Consider the following 21,478-nt stretch of genomic DNA (forward strand, 5'->3'; position numbering starts at 1 on the left):
AAATGAGAGTAATTTCTGGCGAACGAAAAGGAATGCCACTGAAAGCAGTAAATGGTGTAACGACAAGACCTACTACAGATAAAGTGAAAGAATCACTATTTAATATATTAGGTCCTTTTTTTCATGGAGGAACTGTGTTAGATTTATTTGCAGGTAGTGGTGGACTTGGTATTGAAGCGCTAAGTAGAGGGATGGAAAAAGGCGTATTCATTGAAAAAGATAGTCGTGCATTTCAAAATTTAAAAGAAAATATCCAGAAATGTCGCTATGAAGATCGTGCAGAAATTTATCGTAATGATGCAACAAGAGCGTTGAAGCACCTCATTAAAAGAGAATTTCAAGCGGATTTAATCTTTTTAGATCCACCATATAAAAAGCATGTTTATTATGATTTAGTAAAAGAATTAATTACACATAATATCATTCATCCAGATGGCGTGATTGTTTGTGAACATGATTTTGAATTACAGCTACCTGAGCAAGTCGAAAACTTTACAAAATATCGTGAAGAAAAGTATGGTAGTACGATTATATCGTTCTATCGACTGATGGAGGAAGAGGGGGATGAACATGGATAAGATTGCAGTCGTTCCAGGTAGCTTTGACCCGATTACAAATGGTCATTTAGACATCATTCAACGTGCAGCAGACATTTTTGATGTGGTCTATGTAGCCGTTATGAACAATTCAGCAAAAAAACCATTGTTTAACGTAGAAGAAAGAATCGATTTAATCCAACAAGTAACAAAAGATATGCCAAACGTAAAAGTAGAGTCGTCTTCAGGTTTATTAATTCATTATGCGAAAGAAAAAAATGCGCATGTCATTGTTCGTGGATTACGTGCTGTTTCGGATTTTGAATACGAAATGCAAATTACATCAATGAACCGTTATTTAGATCATCATATTGAGACGTTTTTCATTATGACGAAGAATCAACATTCATTTTTAAGCTCAAGTATTGTAAAAGAAGTATCACAGTACGGAGGCGATATCGAGAGCCTTGTGCCTGCGATTGTGAATAAAGCTTTAAAAGAGAAGTTTAAAGCGTAAGATAAGGGTAAAAGAACAGTCATAACAACTTACCTAAGTTGGTGGCTGTTTTTTTTTTTTTTGAAAAACAATGAGAACAAACGTTTCTTTTTTTGCGGAAAACTATCTACAAAACAGAAAAAAATGATAGAATAAAAAAGAAGTGGAATCAAAATATTCATCAAAACGTCCATTTATATCGAAAGAGGAGGTGCATGAGGGTGTCGAAAAAGAAGTTTGCCTTATTTTTAGTCATTTTAGCTATGGTTGTGACGTTTTTTGTCTATCCTTTAAACTATTACATTATGTCTCCAGGAGCGGCGTATGATTTAACGAAGTATGTAAAGGTAGAGGATGCGAAAACGCCGACAGATGGATCGCTCAGTATGATGACTGTAGCTGTAAGTGGGGCAACGCCTTTTACATATGTATTGGCGAAGTTCTCAGATGAAAAAGATATTTTAAAAGAAGAAGAAGTACGTGCACCAGAAGAGTCCGATACAGAGTATAATTTACGACAATTGAAGCTCATGACCGACTCGCAGTTTAATGCGAAATATATGGCCTTTAAAACGCTAGGAAGACCATATAAAGTAGACTACAAAGGTGTTTATGTGATTTATGTGTTAGAAAATGCGGCCGCCTCAAATGTTTTAAAAGCAGGAGATGAAGTAAAAGCAATTGATGGTGAGAAAATTAAAACACACCAACAATTAGTTGATTACTTAGCAGACAAAAAAGATGGCGAGCGTGTAAGCTTAACATTTAAACGTGATGACAAAGTTTATACAAAAGATGTCACGTTAAAACCAATACCAGGTGCAAAAGGTAAGGTTGGTCTAGGTATTACATTCTCAGACAGTAAATCGATTTCAACTACACCAGAAGTGAAGATTGATTCAGATGAAATTGGTGGACCTTCAGCTGGTTTGATGTTCACGCTTGAAATTATCGATCAATTAACAACAGGCAATTTAGCAAAAGGTTATAAAATTGCTGGAACAGGTGAGATGTTGGAGAATGGTAAAGTCGGAAGAATTGGTGGTATTGATAAAAAAGTCATTGCCGCAAACAACCAAGGCATCGAAATTTTCTTTGCGCCAGATGATGAAATTACACCTGAAATGAAAAAAGCAGTTCCAGATATTCAATCAAACTATGAACTTGCAAAAGAAACAGCAAAAAAAATTGATAGTAAAATGGAAATCGTTCCTGTGAAAACATTAGATGATGCGATGACTTATTTAAATGAATTAAAACAAAAATAAAAAATAACCTCCAATGCTACACTTCAGCGTTGGAGGTTATTTTTATAAGCGAATTGGTGGTGTTTGGAAGTCGAGGCGTGTGGTATTGGCACCTGTTCCAATCATGTATAAGTCAGTTGCACGCAAATCTAGCGCCAACATGTCATCATGTTTTTTAGGAATGCGACTGATTAAAGGTAATGTTAGTCTTTTCTTTTCTTGTGATAAATATTGTTGGCCTTTTTCTGTCATGCCGAGTACACGAATATACGACGGTGTTTGAAATATTGCTCGATGTTCTTTTGTATAGCCGACAAGTATATGCGTCATCATACGTTGCAGACGCGTCCATGTATATCGTTTTGATTTTACATGTTTCATAAAGCCTTCAAATGTTGCATGCTCTTTTGCAGCTTCTAAAAATAAGAATTCAATTCCTTCTGACACATCGACATACTGACGCAAAGTCTCAGGCTTCATGCGTAATACTGTGAAACGAAAGAATGGATAAAAATGTGCCCAACTTGCGTAGTTTTGCGCTCCTTTTAATATGTCATATGCTGTAGACGGCATAAATTTTTCGAGTGTCTCTAATTGCTTGGTTTCAAAAAGAGCCTTTCGAATTCCTGTGGCACTTGCAATCGTTTTACGGTCATCTACATCGTCATGATAGCCTGCACCTTTTCTCTTTACAGTGGTTGATTGTAGACGATATTGATGTTTTTGTATTTGTTCATAATAATGATATCCGAGTATATTATTAGGCTGTGCTAAATCAAGTAATTTATGTTCAGTTTGTGACTGAATCTGTTTATGTGCAGTTTGAAGCGCTTGAGGATAGCTTAAACCTTTTTTAACTGCTTCTTGAATGATTTGTTGAGTTTGCTCGTGATGTTGCTCAAAAGCGTCATATGTGCTTTTAAATAGCTCAATTTGCCCACTCTCGCTACCAAAAGAGATTGACTGACAATTTAATGCTTCTAATAACGTAACACCACCATATGCAAAGTCCGTTGCATGACCAGTTGCAAAAGCATAGGGAAGCTCAATGACGAGGTCTACACCATTTTGAAGCCCCATTTTCGCTCGTTGCCATTTGTTTAATAAAGCAGGTTCACCGCGCTGTAAAAAATGCCCACTCATCACAGCAACTAAGACATCAGCTTGCGTCTCTTTTCGTGCTGTTTTCACTTGATAATGATGCCCGTTGTGAAAGGGATTATATTCCACAATAACTCCTGTTGCAATCATTGGCGTTCCTCCTTTATAATAGTAATTATGATTATAAACAGAGTTATATAGTAGTGACAAGAAAATATCTTGACATCTATTATTTCACATTATATAATCAATTCTGTTGTCTTGAGGTGATAAAATATGAAATGGGCAATCCCACAATTATCTAAATATCGCCAAAACGGGATGCCGGTTGATCAAATTGTTCAACTGGATGGTGTAATGTCTCGTAATAAAGATATTCGCCATATTACACCTGTTCATGTAAAAGGCTTTTGTACCTTTGGTGCAGAGCAAATGAACTGTCATTTTCATGTAACTGGTGAATTAACGCTTCCTTGTTCTCGTACATGGGAAGATGTCGTGTTCCCGCTTGATTTCGAATCAGATGAAATTTTCAGATGGGGCGAAATTGCTGGTGAAGACGAACAGGATAATGTTCATCCTGTAGAGGGAGATGTTATCGATGTCACACCTGTATTAGAAGAACTAATTCTATTAGAGATTCCAATGCAAGTGTACAAGGAAGACGCGCAAATCATTCAACCGAAAAATGACGCTTGGTCATATACTACGGACGAAGAACTTGCTCAACAGTCTGAAAAAGACGAAAAAAAAGTGGATCCAAGACTGGCTGATTTAGCTAAGTATTTTGATCAAACAGATGAATAAATATCTGTAAGGAGGTGCCATCATCAATGGCTGTACCATTTAGAAGAACTTCTAAAACTGCGAAACGTCAACGTCGTACGCATTTCAAACTTGCTGTACCAGGTATGGTAGCTTGCTCTAACTGTGGCGAACTAAAATTAGCTCACCACGTATGTAAAGCATGTGGACAATACAAAGGTAAAGAAGTAGTAAGCAAATAATTACAGTATTTGCACTTACAAAGACCGTTAAAGAGACCATGGCTCTTTAACGGTCTTTTTCTTTTTGTTTTTAGAAAAACTAATCATCACTTTTCTCTTCGAAAAACGTTTTCTGTGTACATAGCTTTAAGCTCCTCGTCGCTTCGATCCTGTGGAGTTTTCAGTTCATGCCACTTTCAGTAGGAGTCGTTTTCTCAGCGTTCACGCATTGTATTCTCTTTTTAGAAAATCGTGTCTTTATTATTTTCTATTCTCATTAAAATACGAAGTTTATAATTCAAAGTTTTTGTAAGGAGATGTTTATCCGATTGATATATAGTGGGGCAGTTAATAAATACGTTGAATAATCTAAATAGAAAATCAAATTTAATCAAATTTGTAATTTAAAACTAAAATAAACTTAACTTAATAAGTATTATATGTTATTATTTACTAAAAATGCATATTAGGAGATTAAATGTGAAAAAAAGTATTTATTCGTTATCCGTTTTAATTGTGTCTTTATTTTTAGTAGCATGTGGTTCGGATAAAGAATCTAATGATTCAGAAAGTTATGTTGGTTCTATTTCGGTTTCTTCGCAAGCTAATTTATCAGAATATCCAGAAGGTGTACAAGATGGAACGATATCTCCAGCTTTTTATGACGGAGTTAAAAATTATATTGATACAGAATTTATAACTTCTACAGGAGAGATTAATGAGATGATAAGAGAAATTCAAAATGATTCAAATTATCTTTCTGACGAAGAAAACCTTGCAAAACTTTTGAAACTCGTACAAGAAGGAAAAAGAAATTTAAACAGCATAAAACTTATTCCAGTAACAGAGGCAGATCAAGAACTTTATGGATTTATTTCGGAAGCTATAACTCATAGAAGTGTTTCTTATAATTATTTAATAGAATACTGCTCGAAAAATGATTCTACGTATTTAAGGATTTATAAAGACGATTATAAAACGCTTGCTACCAAGTACAATTATATTTTGGATCTCGTAGAAGAATTTAAATTAGAAAATAATTAAATAGTATGTTCAATAAGGGGAATTTAGTTACAAGTTTATTCTCAAGATGCTCCAAAACTAATAATATAATATATGAGGTGAGAAAATGCATGGAAAATATACTCGCAAATATTCTTATGAAATATCTAATATTAAACAAATTTTAAATAAGCTGAGTAAAGGGAATTATTATGAAAAAACACAAAATAAGGCACATGGCTCTTTAGCGAAAAATATTTGTGAATTAGAAGTTAGATTTGAAGAATTATTAGAGAAGTTAGATGGCAATATTGATTCAGATTTAGCGAAAACATTGCAAAAAAAGAAAGAAATTGAAAAAAGTAGTAGTATAGAAAATGAAAATCATTAATTGAAAGAAGTTTAATCTAAAGTTTTTAAATATTATTATTAGGACAATTAATATTATAAAGTTGTTGAAACGTGTAGTTATAGTAGAACCAGGTATGATTTTAGTTTAAATAGAGACATATAAGGTGAATGATCACTTTATATGTTTTTTTATGTAAAAATTAAAAATATTGCGCTCATTTCAAAAAAACGCTACGCTATTACTAGGTAATAATGAACCATTATTCATAAAAAGGGGTGTTTGTATGAGTTATACAATCGAAGAAAAAGAAGGCGTACTATTATTTACATTAAATCGACCAAAACGCCGCAATGCGATTAATGATGAGTTGATGGAAGGATTTAAAGAAGTGATTCATTACGTACATACACATGATACGGTGCGTTTTTTAGTGATTACAGGGAGTGGTGAAAAAGCTTTTTGTTCAGGGGGAGATTTAGCAGAGTTCCATTCGCTTGTGACAGAAGAACAGGCTTTTTCAATGCTCAGTAAGATGGCAGAAATCTTATATGAATGGGCAACGCTACCTATTCCGACAATTGCCTTAATTAATGGTGCAGCAGTTGGTGGTGGTTGTGAAATTGCCACTGCTTGCGACTTCCGTATCATTGCACGTGAAGCGAAGTGTGGTTTTATCCAAGGTACATTAGCAATCACTTCTGGTTGGGGCGGTGCAACATATTTATTTGAACGTGGACTCCGTCATGACCGCGCATTAAAAATGTTAGTCGATGCACAAGTTTATGATAGTGCACAATTAGAAGAAGTGGGCTTTGCGACAAAGATTTATGATGGGGATAAATTTGTAGCATTAGATCAATTTATTGAGTATATGCGTAAAATTAATCCTGGCGTACATCGTGCTTATAAAGAGATTGAAATACGTAAGTGGACGGAGAAAAATTTAAAACAACGTGTAATGGAAGAAGTGGCGCAATGTGCGAAATTATGGGAAGCAGATGCGCATTTAGAAGCAGTAGAACGATTTTTAGCAAAATCGAAATAAGGATAACATTGAAATCTAGAAATGCACTTATTATACTGATGTAAGAATAAACAGAACGGATGTGTAATCAAGTGAGTGTATTATTTAGCGTCCTTCATCTCATCGTACTCTATCCTTTTTTAGTGTTCTTTTTTCTTTTTTTCTTATTGAAAAGATTCAAACGTACAAAAGGAAATGCGATGCATCGAGCGATGGATGTCACAACATGTATATTACTATTTTCAATTCAAGCGCTTTGTCAAACAGTATATGGCTATGATTTAGGTGTTCTCATTCAGATTCTTGTTACGCTTACTTTTATGGCGATTGTACTTCGCAAATGGTACAAGAATCCAGAAGTACAAGTAGCGAAAATCTTTAAAAAATTTTGGCGGATTCTTTTTTTAGTATTATCAAGTATCTATTTAACTATGTTACTCGTCTATGCTATTTTAAAATCTATTGAATTATTTTAAAGACAGTGAGCAGTTTTTTTCTACAACGACCTAGATAGTGCTATACTTTTCATATTCACTGTTTGAAGAGGAGAACGTAATAATGAAATTGGAACAAGTACAAGTGGAAAATACAAACCAATTACTTCAAGATTATCAAAATCAGCAAGAAGCAATTTGTCGTTTTTTTCATTTCAAAAATGAACAATCCGCTTTTGAAGCGCGTTTACAAGAATTAAAGCAACACCCGATTCGTCGAAAAGAATTAGTCAGTGTGATGCGTCAATATATGCAAAAATTTGCAACATCTGAAAAAATCGAGCAACATTTAAAAGAATTAGAACAAGATGCAGTAGCAGTTGTTGGTGGCCAACAAGCAGGTCTTTTAACAGGGCCACTTTATTCGGTTAATAAAGCAATCTCTGTATTGTTGTTAGCGAAAGAACAACGCGAACAATTGGGTGTACCTGTTGTGCCGATTTTTTGGGTGGCAGGAGAAGATCATGATTTAGATGAGATTAACCATACATTCTATGCAGCAGGTAATCGTTTATTAAAACACACATATGTAGAAGAAGGTCGTGTTAAAACGATGGCTTCTGCAACGAAGCTTCGTCTAGATGAGGTAGAGAAATGGATTAAGCAGCTATTTAAGCAATTCGGTGAAACAGCTTATACAAAAGAATTATTAGCATATGTTTTAGAAGTTGCTCAAACAAGTCATACATATACAGATTTCTTCGTGAAATTAATGAATGACTTATTTAAAGAGCAGGGGTTACTATATTTAGATGCTGCAGATCCAGCACTGCGTCAATATGAAGCGCCTTATTTTAAACGTTTAATTGAGCATGCGGCAGAGATTGCTACAGTTGTGACGAAGCGTGAGAGAGATTTAGAAGAAGCAGGATACGGTTCGCCGATTGGTGCGACAGAAAATGCAGCGAATCTATTCTATGTACGTGATGGAGAGCGTTATTTATTAACACGACATGATGGGTATTTTATGAATCAATCTGCTAATGTTCGCTTTACGAAAGAACAATTAATGCAGTTAGTAGATGAAGAAGTCTGTTTAAGTAATAATGTTGTGACGCGTCCAATGATGCAAGAAATGGTATTACCTGTTTTATCATTCGTAGGCGGCGCAGGTGAGCTTGCATACTGGGCTACTTTGAAAGATGGTTTTGAAGTACTAGGCTTACGTGTGCCAATCTTCACACCACGTATGAACTTTACTTATGTAACGAGAGAGACAGCTTCTAATTTAGAATTAATCGGTCTCACTGCGAAAGAAGCAATTGAAGGTGGTATTTCTTCGAAAAAAGAAGCATTTGATGCTAAAGTATATGATCGTGAAGCGAAAGAAGCGATTGAACGTGCGAAGCGATTGCTAGCTGAACAATACGAAATAATTCAACGTCATATTGAAGAACATGATTTACATGTAGAGCGTGTTGTGAAAAAGAATCTTGCTTTTCATAAAGAACAGTTTGACTTCTTAATGAAACAAATTGAAAAAGATGTCCGTTTAAAACATGATGTTGCTTATCGTCGTTTTGAACAAGTGGAACAGGAATTACTTCCGATGGGGGGATTCCAAGAACGTGTTTACACGCCGTTCCCTTACTTAAATCAATATGGAAAACTATTTATTCGTGATTTATTCACATTATCTCTAAAAACATCTAAGTTGCATCAAATTATTTATTTATAAGCGTAAAGTAGGTTTTAGCTCAAAAAATGCTAAAACCTATTTTTTATGTTTTTTATGTAAAAGAATGGGTAAATAATAAGTGTGCAATTTTTATATGGAATAATGTTGAGTCTAAAGAACTGAAAAACTTTTAAGTATATAGTTGTACTTTCAGGTAAAAGAGTATAGTATATTACTGGAAAATAATAGAAAAATATAAAAACAACTGAATAACACTGAATTTACCCATGCTAAATTTATATGTTGATGTGAAATTTAGTTAAACTACCGTATATGGTGGTGGAAAAGCAAGGAATGTGGTACATTAATTTCATACATAGGACTTTATTTACTTGTGTATGATAAAATTATTTGAATAAAAACCGATATAGTTAAAGGGTTTTACGAATAAATAAAAGATTTAAGAAATATGGAGGATTTGAACATGTTCAATCACACAACAGTATTATTAAAGGAAACAGTCGATGAATTGAACGTTCGTCCGGATGGAATTTATGTAGATTGTACACTTGGTGGAGCAGGTCATAGTGAATACCTTGTACAACAACTTTCTGAACAAGGACGCTTGATTTGTTTTGATCAAGATACAACAGCAATTGAAAATGCAAAAATAAAATTAGCGCCATACATAGACCGTGTAACATTTGTTCATTCTAATTTTCGTTATTTACAACAAGAGCTTGCGAATTTAGGGATTTCAAAAGTAGATGGTGTTTTGTATGATTTGGGTGTATCTTCCCCGCAATTAGATAATGCAGAGCGTGGATTTAGTTATCATCAAGATGCAGCACTTGATATGCGGATGGATCAAACAGCTCCGCTAACAGCTTTTGAAGTAGTGAACGAATGGTCATATGCGGAACTTGTTCGTATCTTTTATCGTTATGGAGAAGAGAAGTTCTCAAAACAAGTAGCACGTAAAATCGAAGAAGCACGTGAAAAATCACCGATTGAAACAACAGGACAACTTGTTGAATTAATTAAAGCAGGTATTCCAGCAGCAGCACGACGTAAAGGTGGGCACCCTGCGAAACGAATTTTCCAAGCAATTCGAATTGCTGTAAATGATGAATTAGGTGCAGCGGAAGAATCCCTTCAACAAGCACTGGATGTCATTGATGTAGGTGGACGTGTAAGTGTTATCACATTCCATTCTTTAGAAGATCGTTTAACAAAAACAATTTTTAAAGAAGTATCATCTGTTCCAGAATTACCACCAGGTCTGCCGATTATTCCAGACCACTTGCAACCTAAATATAAGCTAGTAAACCGTAAACCAATTCTTCCAACTGAAGAAGAACTTGCTGTAAATAATCGTTCGAGATCAGCAAAATTACGTGTAATTGAAAAAATCAAATCATAAAAGATGAGGAGTGAGACGATGGCAGCACCACAGTTTAGACCACAAAGAGATTATACACAGACAGCACCTGTTCAACCGAGAGTTCAACCACAACAACCGCAAAAACAGATACCGAAGCCGAGCCATCGACCACGACGACGAAAATGGACGAAGGGTGAAAAAATATTAACAGTGATGATGATTATCGTTGTTGTTGCGACATCATTAGTTAGTTTGAATTTGCAATCTTCAATTAGCCAAACAACGATTAAAAATGTTGAAGTTGACCGAGAAATTAAAACATTGCAAAAAGAAAATGAAGTACTTGAAAATAAAATCGCTAAAAAGTCTACATATGAACATTTCTTACAAAAAGCGAAGGAATTAGGTTTAACACCAAACTCTGACAATGTTAAGGCAGTGACAAAAGAATGAATAATAATAGACGATTTGGACGAAAAGGAGCCTTTTTAATGCTAGTCATTTTTGGCTTCTTATTTTTGCTTATGTTTTTGAGAGTATTTTATATTCAGGTGGTTGGAAAAGTTGATGGACATGATTTAGTTTCAGAAGCTAAAAATCGTCATGATATTGAAACGGTACAAAAAGCAAAACGAGGCGAGATTTTAGACCGTAATGGTTCGGTAATTGCGACGAATGTAGTAAGTTATAATGTTACGGCTGTACTTACTCCTAAAGCATCTAAAGGTATGCCGGAAGGACAATATCGTCATGTACATGATAAAGAAAAAACAGCAAAAGTTTTAGCGCGTTATTTAGACTTGAAAGAAACTGAAATATTGAATATTTTAATGCGTAAAACAGCAAAAGGCGAAACACCTTACCAAGTTGAATTTAAATCTGCAGGACGTGACTTACCTTACGATATTAAACAGCAGATTGAAAAAGAAAAATTACCTGGCATTGAGTTTGAAGAAACAATGAAACGCTATTATCCAAAAGGAGTTTTCGCATCTAATATTATTGGCTTTACACAAAAAGTATGGGATGAGAGAAAACTTAAGTACATAGAAGTGGGACAAGCAGGTCTTGAAAAAACGTACAATCAGGAGTTAGCCGGAAAAGATGGTACTGCTAACTTTGAAATTGATCGATGGGGGTATTTACTTCCTGGAACTGATAAATTAGTGACACCAGCAAAAGATGGGGATGAAATTTATTTAACGATTGATCAAACGATTCAAAGTATTTTAGACAATGAAGTATCACGTGTAGATGCAGAGTACAAACCTGAATCAATTGTAGCAGTGGTTGCAAACCCTAAAACAGGTGAGATTTTAGCGTCTACTCAACGTCCAACATATAATCCGCAAACAGGTGAAGGAATTAACTCAAGTTGGTTAAATCAATTAACGCAAATTACAATTGAACCTGGTTCTACAATGAAAATATTTACGTTAGCAACTGCAATTGAAAAGGGCGTATGGAACGAGAATGCAACTTTCATGTCAGGACAGTATCGTGTAGGAGATCGCGTTATTCGTGATGCAAATCAAGTTGGTTGGGGGCGTATTAGTTATTTAGAGGGGATTCAACGATCTTCGAATGTAGGGATGGCTAATTTATTGAATTTAATTGGTGAAGACTATTTCCTTAAATCGATTCATAAATTTGGTTTTGGCGAAAAAACAGGAATTGATTTACCGAAAGAGGCAACTGGTCAAATTTTAGATCAATATAAAATTAATAAAGTAACGACCACGTATGGTCAAGGCTCGACTGTTACACCAATTCAACTAATCCAAGCAGTATCTGCGATTGCAAATGACGGTAAAATGATGCAACCATATGTTATTCAAAAAATTGTAAATCCAACCACAAAAAAAGTTGTGAAAGAAAACAAGCCTAAAGTAAAAAGCTCACCTGTATCAGCAGATACAGCGAAAGAAGTGAGACGTATCTTAGCGACGACTATAACTTCAGAAAAAGGAACAGCGCAGAAGTTTGCAAGTACTGATTATGAAGTTTCTGGGAAGACAGGGACAGCACAAGTAGCTAACTCCTCTGGAGGCTATTCATGGGGGAAAAATCAATTTTTATATTCTTTCTTAGGTATGGCACCTGCGAAAGACCCGAAATTGGTCATGTATGTAGCAGTGAAGAAGCCAAAATTGAAGGTAACAGAAGGGGGATCAGAACCAACTTCTAAAATTTTCAATGCAGTTATGGAAAGTAGCTTAAAATATTTAAATGTAGGTACAACGAAACAGAAAAAAAATGATTCTGTAAAAATAGCAGATTATGCACAACAAGAAACAAACGCAGCAACATCAGCTATTACAAAAGAAGGGTTTGTCCCGGTTGTTATTGGAGATGGTTTAGCTGTAGCAGAACAATATCCACAAAAAAATACGCCACTTTTAAAAGGTAACAAAATATTCTTGAAAACATATGGAGATGTAACGCTACCAGACTTTAAAGGATGGTCACTTCGAGATCTCCTTACTTTCAAAGAACTAAGTGGTCTTAACATTGAAATTAGTGGAAGTGGTTATGTACAGAAACAAAGCGTGCCCGCAGGAACGGTAGTAAAACCAAAACAAAAAATTAAAGTTCAGTTAAAGACCCCTCAAGAGCAATATAAGAAAACAAAATAATGTAGAAGCTAAAAGGAATCACTTTTCGTCAAATGAATTCTGCAAAACACATGAAAAAAACAAGGTTTTAAGCCATTTGACCTTTAAATTTCAATGTGAAACTACTATGATAGAACATGTACTTAAACGTAATTAAAGGAGAATTAGAATGACAATTTCAATCATGCTAATTACTTTATTTGCAGGTTTTTTATTCTCTGCAATTATTGGACCATTAGCAATCCCGTTTTTAAGACGTATGAAGTTCGGACAAAGTATTCGTGAAGAAGGTCCGCAATCTCATATGAAGAAGCAAGGAACACCAACTATGGGAGGCGTTATCTTCCTATTTTCAATTGTAATCTCAACATTTGGTGTAAGTATTTATTATGGCGAATTTACCGTACAATCCGTTGTGCTACTAATCGTATTACTTGGTTTTGGTATTGTTGGATTTTTAGACGATGGATTGAAAATTATTTTTAAAAGAAATTTAGGTTTAACATCACTTCAAAAGTTAATCGCTCAAATCGTTATTTCAGTATTAGCCTATTTCTTATTAAAAGGAACTGGCTTTGCAAATGAATTATCAGTACCTTATACAGAGATCGTATTAAACTTTGGTACGTTTTATATTTTATTTATGGTATTTTGGTTAGTTGGATTCTCAAATGCTGTGAATCTAACAGACGGATTAGATGGTTTGGTAGCAGGTACAGGTGCAATAGCCTTTGCAGCTTTTGGTGTAATTGCTTATGTACAAGACCAAACAGACTTATCGATCTTCTCTTTTGCAGTGGCGGGAGCGTTGTTAGGATTTCTAATATTTAATAAAAACCCTGCCAAAGTATTTATGGGGGATACAGGTTCACTGGCACTTGGTGGTGCGCTTGGAATTGTATCGATTTTAACTCATCAAGAGTTATTACTTTTATTAATTGGTTTAGTGTTTGTAGTTGAAACAGCCTCTGTTATGTTACAAGTTGGAAGTTTTAAAATTCGTAAAAAACGTATTTTCAAAATGGCTCCAATTCATCATCACTTTGAATTATCAGGTTGGTCAGAACAGCGTGTTGTTGTGACATTCTGGGTTGTCGGAATCATTTGTGCGTTAATTGCAGTGCTACCGGAGGTTTTATAGCATGAAAATGGTTGAATCGATGAAAGATAAAAAAGTACTTGTACTTGGCCTTGCTAAAAGTGGGGTAGCCGCTGCGAAACTTCTTCACAAGTTAGGTGCTTTTGTAACAGTAAATGACGCAAAGCCTTTTGAAGAAAATCAAGATGCGCAATTATTATTGCAACATGGTATTACAGTTATTTGTGGACATCACCCAAAGGACATACTTGATGATGGTTTTGAATTAGTCGTTAAAAATCCAGGTATCCCATATACAAACCCAATCATAGAAGATGCATTAATGCGTAAATTACCTGTTTGGACAGAGGTTGAGCTCGCTTATCGTATAAGCGAGGCGCCTATGATTGGTATTACTGGCTCAAATGGCAAAACAACAACCACTTCTTTATTATTTGAAGTATTAAAAGAAGGGAATTTACATCCATTAATTGCTGGGAATATTGGTACAGTTGCTTGTGGTGTTACAGCAGAAGCGACAAAAGATGAAGTGGTTGTAACAGAATTATCTTCTTTTCAATTAATGGGTACAGAGCAATTCAAGCCGAAAATCGCTATTTGGACAAATTTATTTGAAGCACATATTGATTACCACGGTACGATGGAAGACTATGCAAAAGCAAAATTTAATGTAACGCGTAATCAAGACGAAAGTGACTACCTGATTTATAATGCGGATCAAGAGATTGTTGTAAATGAAGTAATGGCTTCTAAAGCTACAAAAATTCCATTTTCATCTACCCGTATTTTAAAAGATGGTATTAGTGCAGATGATGAAATGATTTATTGGATGGGTGAACCTTATTTAGAACGCTCTGTAATTGCATTACCAGGTAAACATAATTTAGAGAACGTACTTTGTGTAGTAGCAACAGCTATTTTAATGGCGTGTCCAAAAGAAGCATTAACACACGTGCTGCAAACTTTTGCAGGTGTAGAGCATCGCACACAATTTGTTGGTATGTATAATGGACGGAAATTTTATAATGATTCCAAAGCAACGAATACATTAGCAACAAAAAGTGCCCTTTCAGCTTTCCATACACCAATCATTCTTCTAGCAGGCGGACTGGATCGAGGGCATTCATTCGAAGCCCTACGACCATATATGAATAATGTAAAGGCTGTAGTTGTATCCGGTGAAACAAAAGAGCGATTTGCTGAATTTGCAAACTCTTGTGGTGTATCGGTAATTGAAACAGCTGAAATTATGGAAGATGCTGTGCCAAAAGCATACGCGTTATCTGAAGAAGGAGATACCATTTTATTATCTCCCTCATGTGCGAGTTGGGATCAGTATCCAAGTTTTGAAAATCGCGGCGAACGTTTTGTTGAAGCGGTAAAAAAATTAAAAGTAAATTAAGGAAGTGAGACAATGCAAAAAATAATTGAATTAAAAGAGCATCAAAGTGCGATTATTGAGCGAAGAAAAAAACAGAAAAAACGTAATATAATCACACTATTCATTATTCTCGGCATTGTCTTACTTATTTTAGTGTATGTGCAATCACCATTAAGTCATATTTCAAAAGTAACTATAAAAGGGAATCATTTTGAAACAAATCAATATTACATAGAAAAAAGTGGATTAACTGTTGGAGATTCATTGTGGGGATTTAAAAAAGATCAAGTAGTACAAAATTTAGAAAAGCTAGATTTTGTAAAACAAGTAACAGTCGAAAGAAAATGGTTAAATAGCGTAGCGATTAAAATAAAAGAGAATCGACGAGTAGCTATTCTAAGAACGAGTAATGCACAATATTATGTACTTGAAAACGGTGAACTGTTACCTGGTAGAATTAAACCGAAAAGTTATGAGTTGCCTATTTTCTTAAATTTACATGATGAAAAGCAACGCAAAGAACTAGCGAAACAATTAATGCAATTGTCGCCAGATTTATTGCAAATGATTTCTCAAATTGAACCAGCACCTACAAAATCAAATCCAGAATTATTAAAGATGTATATGAATGATGGATTTGAAGTGCGAATTGATATTCCAAAGATTGCATCAAAAATGAAGTACTATCCTTCAATTATTGCGCAATTAAATCAAAATAAAAAAGGTGTTATTCATTTGGAGATTGGTGGCTATTATAATTCTTTTAAATTAGAATATAAATAGACTACCTATCCAGAATATCTTTTTTTAAAAATCTATGGAATAATATGAGTAACCTAAAAATTATTTTTCTATAAGTATGTATAAAAGAGTTTTTTAGGGTACAGAGTAGTGGTGCTTTGTCTTAATGTATGTGTTAGATATAAAGTACAATCTTCAGCATAAGTTAGTGCTAGGGTTTAAGTCGTATTTGTTTTTATTTGTTTAATCGACAAAAACCCTAATAATGTGGTAAAAAATCCTAAAGTTATTTAGACAAATATAGCAATATACAATAAAATATAAACTAAAGAGAAATAAGAGGAGGTGCTATTCATTGAGTCAGTCAGAATTGTTTGTTTCATTAGACATTGGTTCAAGTTCTGTGAAATGTATCATTGGTGAAGTTGTAGACCATACAACTATCCATATGATTGGTGTAGGTAAAGAGAAATCTTCTGGAATTAAAAAAGGAAGTATCGTCGATATTGATGCAGCAGGTCAATCGATTCGAAAAGCCATTAACCAAGCCGAACGCATGCTAGGTATTAGCGTTAAAAAAGTTGTAGTAGGTATTCCAGCAAATCAAGTAGCACTTCAAAAAGTAAAAGGTGTCGTTGCGATTAGTAACGATAATCGTGAAATTACAGATGAAGATTTAGATCGAGTAATGGAATCTGCAGAGTCAATGGTAGGAGCACATGGTCATACAAGAGTGGAGCTTATTCCAGAGCAGTTTATTGTTGATAATTTGCCAGAGATTAGCGACCCACGTGGTATGTTAGGAATTCGTTTAGAGATGGATGCTACAGTTGCAACATCTCCAGATACGTATTTACATAATATCGTACGATGTGTAGAAAGAACTGGAGTTGAAATCCAACAAATTTATTTACAGCCACATGTATCAGGTTATTATGCATTGACAGAAGATGAAAAGTCACGTGGCACATTATTTATTGATATGGGTGCAGATACAACAACAATCGGTGTTTATAAAGACAGTCGCTTTACGAATGTTGCGATGATTCCAATTGGTGGCGAAAATATTACAAAAGATTTGTCAATTATTTTAAAAACATCAATGGAACAAGCAGAGAAAATCAAAAAAGATTATGGTCATGCGTTTTACGATACAGCTTCTGACCATGAAATGTTTACAGTGCCAATCATTGGAACAGATTCTAAAGAGCAGTATAGCCAACGATTTATTTCAGAGATTATTGGAGCTCGTGTAGAAGAAATTTTTGACTTAATTTTAGACGAACTATATGCACAGCAAGTAGAAGATTTACCAGGTGGTGTCGTTATTACTGGTGGTGTGGCAAAGCTAGAAGGCTTACAAGAGTTAGCAACAGAGAAATTACAATCAAGCGTTCGATTATATACACCAACTCAAATTGGTGCGCGCGATCCTGAGCTATCGGGAGCAGTTAGTTTGATTCGTTATGCTTATAAAGATAGTGAATTTTATAATGATTACTCTGAAGAAATGTCAATCGAGGTTCCAGAACCAGAAGAACCACGTAAAGAACGCAAAGCTAAAGAGTATGATGACGAAGAAGCACCACCTAAAGAAGGTATTGTTGGTAAATTGAAGCGACTTGTAAATAATCTAATCGAGTAAAGATAGAGAAACGAACTGAATATTTCTACAAAGATAAGCAAAAGAGGAGGAAATGGCATGTTAGAATTTGATACAAATGATGATGCACTAGCCGTAATTAAAGTAATTGGTGTTGGCGGTGGTGGTAATAATGCTGTAAATCGTATGATTGAGCATGGTGTTCAAGGTGTAGAATTTATTGCTGTTAATACAGATGCACAAGCATTAAAGCTATCAAGTGCTGAAATAAAATTACAAATCGGTGCTAAATCAACACGTGGATTAGGTGCAGGTGCTAACCCAGAAGTTGGTAAAAAAGCAGCGGAAGAAAGTAAAGAACAATTAGAAGAAGCATTAGCTGGAGCAGATATGGTATTTGTTACTGCTGGAATGGGCGGTGGTACAGGTACTGGTGCGGCACCTGTTATTGCACAAATCGCTCGCGATTTAGGCGCTTTAACAGTAGGTGTTGTTACACGTCCATTTACATTCGAAGGTCGTAAACGCCAATCACAAGCATTAGCTGGTACACAAGCAATGAAAGAAGCGGTAGATACATTAATCGTTATTCCAAATGATCGCTTATTAGAAATTGTTGATAAGAGTACACCAATGCTTGAAGCATTCCGCGAAGCTGATAATGTACTTCGTCAAGGGGTTCAAGGTATTTCGGATTTAATCGCTGTACCAGGTTTAATTAACTTAGACTTTGCAGACGTAAAAACGATTATGTCTAATAAGGGCTCAGCATTAATGGGTATCGGTGTAGCCTCGGGTGAAACACGCGCTGTAGAAGCGGCGAAAAAAGCTATCTCAAGTCCGTTACTTGAAACATCCATTACAGGTGCAAAAGGTGTTCTAATGAATATTACGGGTGGAGCAAGTTTAAGTCTGTTTGAAGTACAGGAAGCGGCAGCAATCGTTGCGTCTGCATCAGACGAAGATGTTAATATTATCTTCGGTTCTGTTATTAATGATGACTTAAAAGATGAGATTGTTGTGACAGTTATTGCAACAGATTTTAATGAAGCAGCTGTTGTGCCAGATCCACGCCAAATGATGCGTCCGGGTCTGAATCAGACTGCGCGCCCACAACAAGTACAACAGTCCCCTCAACCAGTACAACAACCGGTTCAAGAAGAGACAGCAACAACTTCAAATAATACGATGTCTGAAGATACGTATGAAATCCCGGCATTCTTAAGAAATCGTAAAAATCGCCGATAAAATAATATAGGTGAGTATCATTTTGAGCCAACAAGTGTTGCACACTAACATTTGTTGGCTTTTATTACAAGCACATAACAGTGTAGACATGTAGGGTGCTATTCATTGAAATCTCTTTATATGCTTGATACAATGAGACTATAAGTAACTTTGAAAAGTTGGGAAGAATATGAAAACAATTACAGAGAATCTAAAAAATATTCAACAACATATAATAGACGCAGCTGAAAAAGCACAGCGTAATACCGAGGATGTTCAAATTATTGCAGTTACAAAACAAGTATCAATTGAACGCGCGCAAGAAGCAATTAGCAATGGTTTGCGACATTTAGGTGAAAATCGCCCTGAAGGATTGATTGCTAAAGAAGAAGTAATTGGTAAACAAGCAATCTGGCATTATATTGGTTCTTTACAAACTAGAAAAGTGCGTAAAGTAATTAATCAAATTGATTATTTACATTCATTAGATCGTCTTAGCTTAGCAGAAGAAATTGAAAAAAGAGCAAATCAAGTAGTAAAGTGTTTCGTACAGGTCAATGTTTCAGAAGAAGAAGCTAAGCATGGTTTAAGTGTAGAAGAAACGATTCCATTTATTAAAGATTTAGCAGCGTATTCTAAAATTCAAATTGTAGGCTTAATGACGATGGCACCAAATACAGAGGACGAAGAAATTATTCGCTACACATTTAAGGGTTTAAAAAAATTACAACAACAAGTCGTAGATTTACAAATCCCGTATGCGCCATGTTCAGAACTTTCGATGGGTATGTCGAATGATTATGCAATTGCAATTGAAGAAGGTGCAACCTTTGTGAGAATTGGTACGGCTTTAGTTGGAAGTGAAGGAAGTGTTTCAGAGTGAAAATGAAAAATGTCGTTAAAAACTTTTTTAGACTAGATGATGAAGAATTCTATGAAGAAGAGGAAACAACATCGACACAAGTAAAATCAAAACAACAACCAGAAGCACAACCACCTGTTCAAGAAGTATCAAAGAATGCAATGGCGATTCCAAATCGACCACGTCCGAATAAGTCAAAAAAGCCGACAGCAGTACCAACTGTTATTGAAAATGAGCAGGTAGGCTCGATTCATAACGTGGTGAGTTTTACACAAAAAACATCAAAAGTGATTTTATTTGAACCATTTTCTTATACAGAAGTAGAAAATATCGGAGACTGTTTAAAAAATAAACGAGCAGCAGTTGTAAATTTACAGCGTATTGATAAAGTACAAGGAAGTCGTATGATTGATTTTCTAAGTGGTGTCATTTTCGCTTTAAATGGTGATATTAAACAAGTCGGTTCAAATATATTTTTATGCACACCTGATAATGTTGAAGTAGATGGGACTATTTCAAATTATCATTTTGATGATTAGAGGAGATATTACATGTTAATAAACGTAATTAATATCGCGTTTGAAATTTATTTTTATGTCATTATTGCTTATGTATTGATGTCATGGTTACCGGCATTACAAGAGTCTACTTTTGGTCAAGTGATTGGCAAGATTGTTGAACCTTATTTGGAAATTTTCAGAAAGATTATTCCACCGATTGGTATGATTGATATTTCACCAATTGTTGCAATCATCGCACTGAATTTTATTCAACTTGGTGTAATCAAAGTATTGTTTTATCTAATGTATTAAATAGAATGTTGAAGGGTGACCTTTTCACAGTATCGTTCGTAAGTCACTATACTGAGAGAAGGTCATTTTTTTGAGGTGAAAACATGGAAGAAATTTTACAACACTTTCGAGAAGATGAGCAGCCTTTTGTTATTCAAGCGAAAGAATGGATTGCAGATGTGGCATTAAGATATACACCGAAACTAACCGCTTTTTTAGATCCACGCCAAATTGCTATTATTACATCTTTAGTAGGTCAAAATGGTGATGTAAAGATTCAAACATCTGGTGGTTTTGTAGAAGCAGAAAGACAACGTGTACTGCTATACCCAGATTACTTTGAGCCAGAAAAGAATGATTTCGAGTTAGTGGTATATGAATTACGTTACCCTGCAAAATTCTTACAATTAAAACACGGTGATGTTTTAGGTGCGTTAATGGCGACAGGTTTAGATCGTGGTAAGTTTGGGGATATTAGAATAGATGGAGAAAAAATCCAATTTGTTATACAAAAAGCATTTGCATCCTTTATTATGGTTAATTTAGAGTCCATTCATAAAGCGAAGGTTCATTTAATGGAAGTGACAGAAGAAGCTCATTATCTTTTGCCACAAGATCAATGGACGGAACAATATGATACGGTATCTTCGTTACGTTTAGATACAGTAATTGCATCTGTTTATAAAATATCACGTCAAAAGGCATCCCAATTGATTCAAGCTGGAAAAGTAAAAGTGAATCATCAGCAACAAGAGCAAGGAACAATGGAGTTAGAAGAACAAGATTTAATCTCAATTCGGGGGTTTGGTCGCTCTATGATTCGTTCAATCGAAGGACGTACAAAAAAAGATAAAATTCGTATTGTATTTGGGAAATTAGAAAGAAAAAGATAAAAATTATAAAAAATAATAATAGTAGA

The 21,478-nt window shown here is 34.9% G+C and carries 23 protein-coding genes; 22 read left to right on the forward strand and 1 reads right to left on the reverse strand.

What is annotated here, in order from left to right:
• Window positions 1-2 precede the first annotated feature (2 nt).
• The 3 genes from rsmD to KGI01_RS01510 all read left to right on the forward strand — a co-directional run bounded on the left by rsmD (window position 3) and on the right by KGI01_RS01510 (window position 2,300).
• On the forward strand, window positions 3-578 hold the full coding sequence (gene rsmD / locus KGI01_RS01500; protein ID WP_068455120.1) for a 16S rRNA (guanine(966)-N(2))-methyltransferase RsmD: 576 nt from the start codon (window positions 3-5) through the stop codon (window positions 576-578).
• Complete coding sequence (gene coaD / locus KGI01_RS01505) at window positions 571-1,053, forward strand: pantetheine-phosphate adenylyltransferase (RefSeq protein ID WP_068455117.1); 483 nt, start codon at window positions 571-573, stop codon at window positions 1,051-1,053. The genes rsmD and coaD overlap by 8 nt, the downstream gene beginning before the upstream one ends.
• A 200-nt stretch (window positions 1,054-1,253) precedes the next feature.
• A complete protein-coding gene (locus KGI01_RS01510; protein WP_255314702.1) occupies window positions 1,254-2,300 on the forward strand; it encodes a SepM family pheromone-processing serine protease in 1,047 nt (348 codons plus the stop codon).
• Window positions 2,301-2,342: 42 nt separating this feature from the next.
• Here the strand turns inward: KGI01_RS01510 and KGI01_RS01515 are convergent, their stop codons facing one another.
• Window positions 2,343-3,530 carry a nucleotidyltransferase gene (locus KGI01_RS01515; protein WP_141272692.1) on the reverse strand — a complete coding sequence of 396 codons (1,188 nt, stop codon included), beginning with the start codon at window positions 3,528-3,530 and terminating at the stop codon, window positions 2,343-2,345.
• Window positions 3,531-3,656: 126 nt separating this feature from the next.
• On the opposite strand from KGI01_RS01515, the gene KGI01_RS01520 reads away from it, so the two are divergent.
• The 19 genes from KGI01_RS01520 (at window position 3,657) to KGI01_RS01610 (ending at window position 21,452) form a co-directional block, all read left to right on the forward strand.
• Window positions 3,657-4,187, forward strand: coding sequence for a YceD family protein (locus tag KGI01_RS01520; protein WP_068455110.1), 531 nt, complete (start codon window positions 3,657-3,659; stop codon window positions 4,185-4,187).
• A 26-nt stretch (window positions 4,188-4,213) separates the two neighbouring features.
• Complete coding sequence (gene rpmF, locus KGI01_RS01525) at window positions 4,214-4,387, forward strand: 50S ribosomal protein L32 (protein ID WP_068455109.1); 174 nt, start codon at window positions 4,214-4,216, stop codon at window positions 4,385-4,387.
• Between the two features lie 459 nt (window positions 4,388-4,846).
• The gene (locus tag KGI01_RS01530) at window positions 4,847-5,410 is read left to right on the forward strand and encodes a hypothetical protein (RefSeq protein ID WP_141272694.1); all 564 of its coding nucleotides are present in this window, start codon (window positions 4,847-4,849) and stop codon (window positions 5,408-5,410) included.
• Window positions 5,411-5,495: 85 nt separating this feature from the next.
• On the forward strand, window positions 5,496-5,759 hold the full coding sequence (locus KGI01_RS01535) for a hypothetical protein (protein ID WP_141272696.1): 264 nt from the start codon (window positions 5,496-5,498) through the stop codon (window positions 5,757-5,759).
• Between the two features lie 244 nt (window positions 5,760-6,003).
• A complete protein-coding gene (locus KGI01_RS01540) occupies window positions 6,004-6,765 on the forward strand; it encodes an enoyl-CoA hydratase/isomerase family protein (protein ID WP_141272698.1) in 762 nt (253 codons plus the stop codon).
• Between the two features lie 59 nt (window positions 6,766-6,824).
• Window positions 6,825-7,220, forward strand: coding sequence for a DUF3397 domain-containing protein (locus tag KGI01_RS01545; RefSeq protein ID WP_141272700.1), 396 nt, complete (start codon window positions 6,825-6,827; stop codon window positions 7,218-7,220).
• An 82-nt stretch (window positions 7,221-7,302) separates the two neighbouring features.
• Window positions 7,303-8,916, forward strand: coding sequence for a bacillithiol biosynthesis cysteine-adding enzyme BshC (bshC, locus tag KGI01_RS01550; RefSeq protein WP_141272702.1), 1,614 nt, complete (start codon window positions 7,303-7,305; stop codon window positions 8,914-8,916).
• A gap of 424 nt (window positions 8,917-9,340) precedes the next feature.
• Window positions 9,341-10,279, forward strand: coding sequence for a 16S rRNA (cytosine(1402)-N(4))-methyltransferase RsmH (gene rsmH, locus KGI01_RS01555; protein ID WP_068455098.1), 939 nt, complete (start codon window positions 9,341-9,343; stop codon window positions 10,277-10,279).
• A gap of 18 nt (window positions 10,280-10,297) precedes the next feature.
• Complete coding sequence (gene ftsL2, locus KGI01_RS01560) at window positions 10,298-10,693, forward strand: cell division protein FtsL (protein ID WP_141272704.1); 396 nt, start codon at window positions 10,298-10,300, stop codon at window positions 10,691-10,693.
• Window positions 10,694-10,731: 38 nt separating this feature from the next.
• Complete coding sequence (locus KGI01_RS01565) at window positions 10,732-12,876, forward strand: penicillin-binding transpeptidase domain-containing protein (RefSeq protein ID WP_141272706.1); 2,145 nt, start codon at window positions 10,732-10,734, stop codon at window positions 12,874-12,876.
• Window positions 12,877-13,024: 148 nt separating this feature from the next.
• Window positions 13,025-13,996, forward strand: a complete 972-nt coding sequence (mraY, locus tag KGI01_RS01570) for a phospho-N-acetylmuramoyl-pentapeptide-transferase (RefSeq protein WP_141272708.1) — start codon at window positions 13,025-13,027, stop codon at window positions 13,994-13,996.
• A 1-nt stretch (window position 13,997) separates the two neighbouring features.
• A complete protein-coding gene (murD, locus tag KGI01_RS01575) occupies window positions 13,998-15,356 on the forward strand; it encodes a UDP-N-acetylmuramoyl-L-alanine--D-glutamate ligase (protein ID WP_141272710.1) in 1,359 nt (452 codons plus the stop codon).
• Between the two features lie 12 nt (window positions 15,357-15,368).
• Window positions 15,369-16,118 carry a cell division protein FtsQ/DivIB gene (locus tag KGI01_RS01580; protein ID WP_141272712.1) on the forward strand — a complete coding sequence of 250 codons (750 nt, stop codon included), beginning with the start codon at window positions 15,369-15,371 and terminating at the stop codon, window positions 16,116-16,118.
• Window positions 16,119-16,431: 313 nt separating this feature from the next.
• On the forward strand, window positions 16,432-17,721 hold the full coding sequence (gene ftsA / locus KGI01_RS01585; RefSeq protein WP_141272714.1) for a cell division protein FtsA: 1,290 nt from the start codon (window positions 16,432-16,434) through the stop codon (window positions 17,719-17,721).
• A gap of 57 nt (window positions 17,722-17,778) precedes the next feature.
• Window positions 17,779-18,927 carry a cell division protein FtsZ gene (ftsZ, locus tag KGI01_RS01590; RefSeq protein WP_068455074.1) on the forward strand — a complete coding sequence of 383 codons (1,149 nt, stop codon included), beginning with the start codon at window positions 17,779-17,781 and terminating at the stop codon, window positions 18,925-18,927.
• Between the two features lie 169 nt (window positions 18,928-19,096).
• Window positions 19,097-19,789 (forward strand): YggS family pyridoxal phosphate-dependent enzyme, encoded by a 693-nt coding sequence (locus tag KGI01_RS01595; protein WP_068455073.1) that lies wholly within the window; start codon window positions 19,097-19,099, stop codon window positions 19,787-19,789.
• 2 nt (window positions 19,790-19,791) lie between these two features.
• On the forward strand, window positions 19,792-20,307 hold the full coding sequence (locus KGI01_RS01600) for a cell division protein SepF (RefSeq protein ID WP_141272789.1): 516 nt from the start codon (window positions 19,792-19,794) through the stop codon (window positions 20,305-20,307).
• 12 nt (window positions 20,308-20,319) lie between these two features.
• A complete protein-coding gene (locus tag KGI01_RS01605) occupies window positions 20,320-20,580 on the forward strand; it encodes a YggT family protein (protein WP_141272716.1) in 261 nt (86 codons plus the stop codon).
• 83 nt (window positions 20,581-20,663) lie between these two features.
• The gene (locus KGI01_RS01610; RefSeq protein WP_141272718.1) at window positions 20,664-21,452 is read left to right on the forward strand and encodes a YlmH family RNA-binding protein; all 789 of its coding nucleotides are present in this window, start codon (window positions 20,664-20,666) and stop codon (window positions 21,450-21,452) included.
• Window positions 21,453-21,478: the final 26 nt, after the last annotated feature.

It is taken from the genome of Kurthia gibsonii (assembly GCF_006539985.1).
Taxonomy (GTDB): Bacteria; Bacillota; Bacilli; order Bacillales_A; family Planococcaceae; genus Kurthia; species Kurthia gibsonii.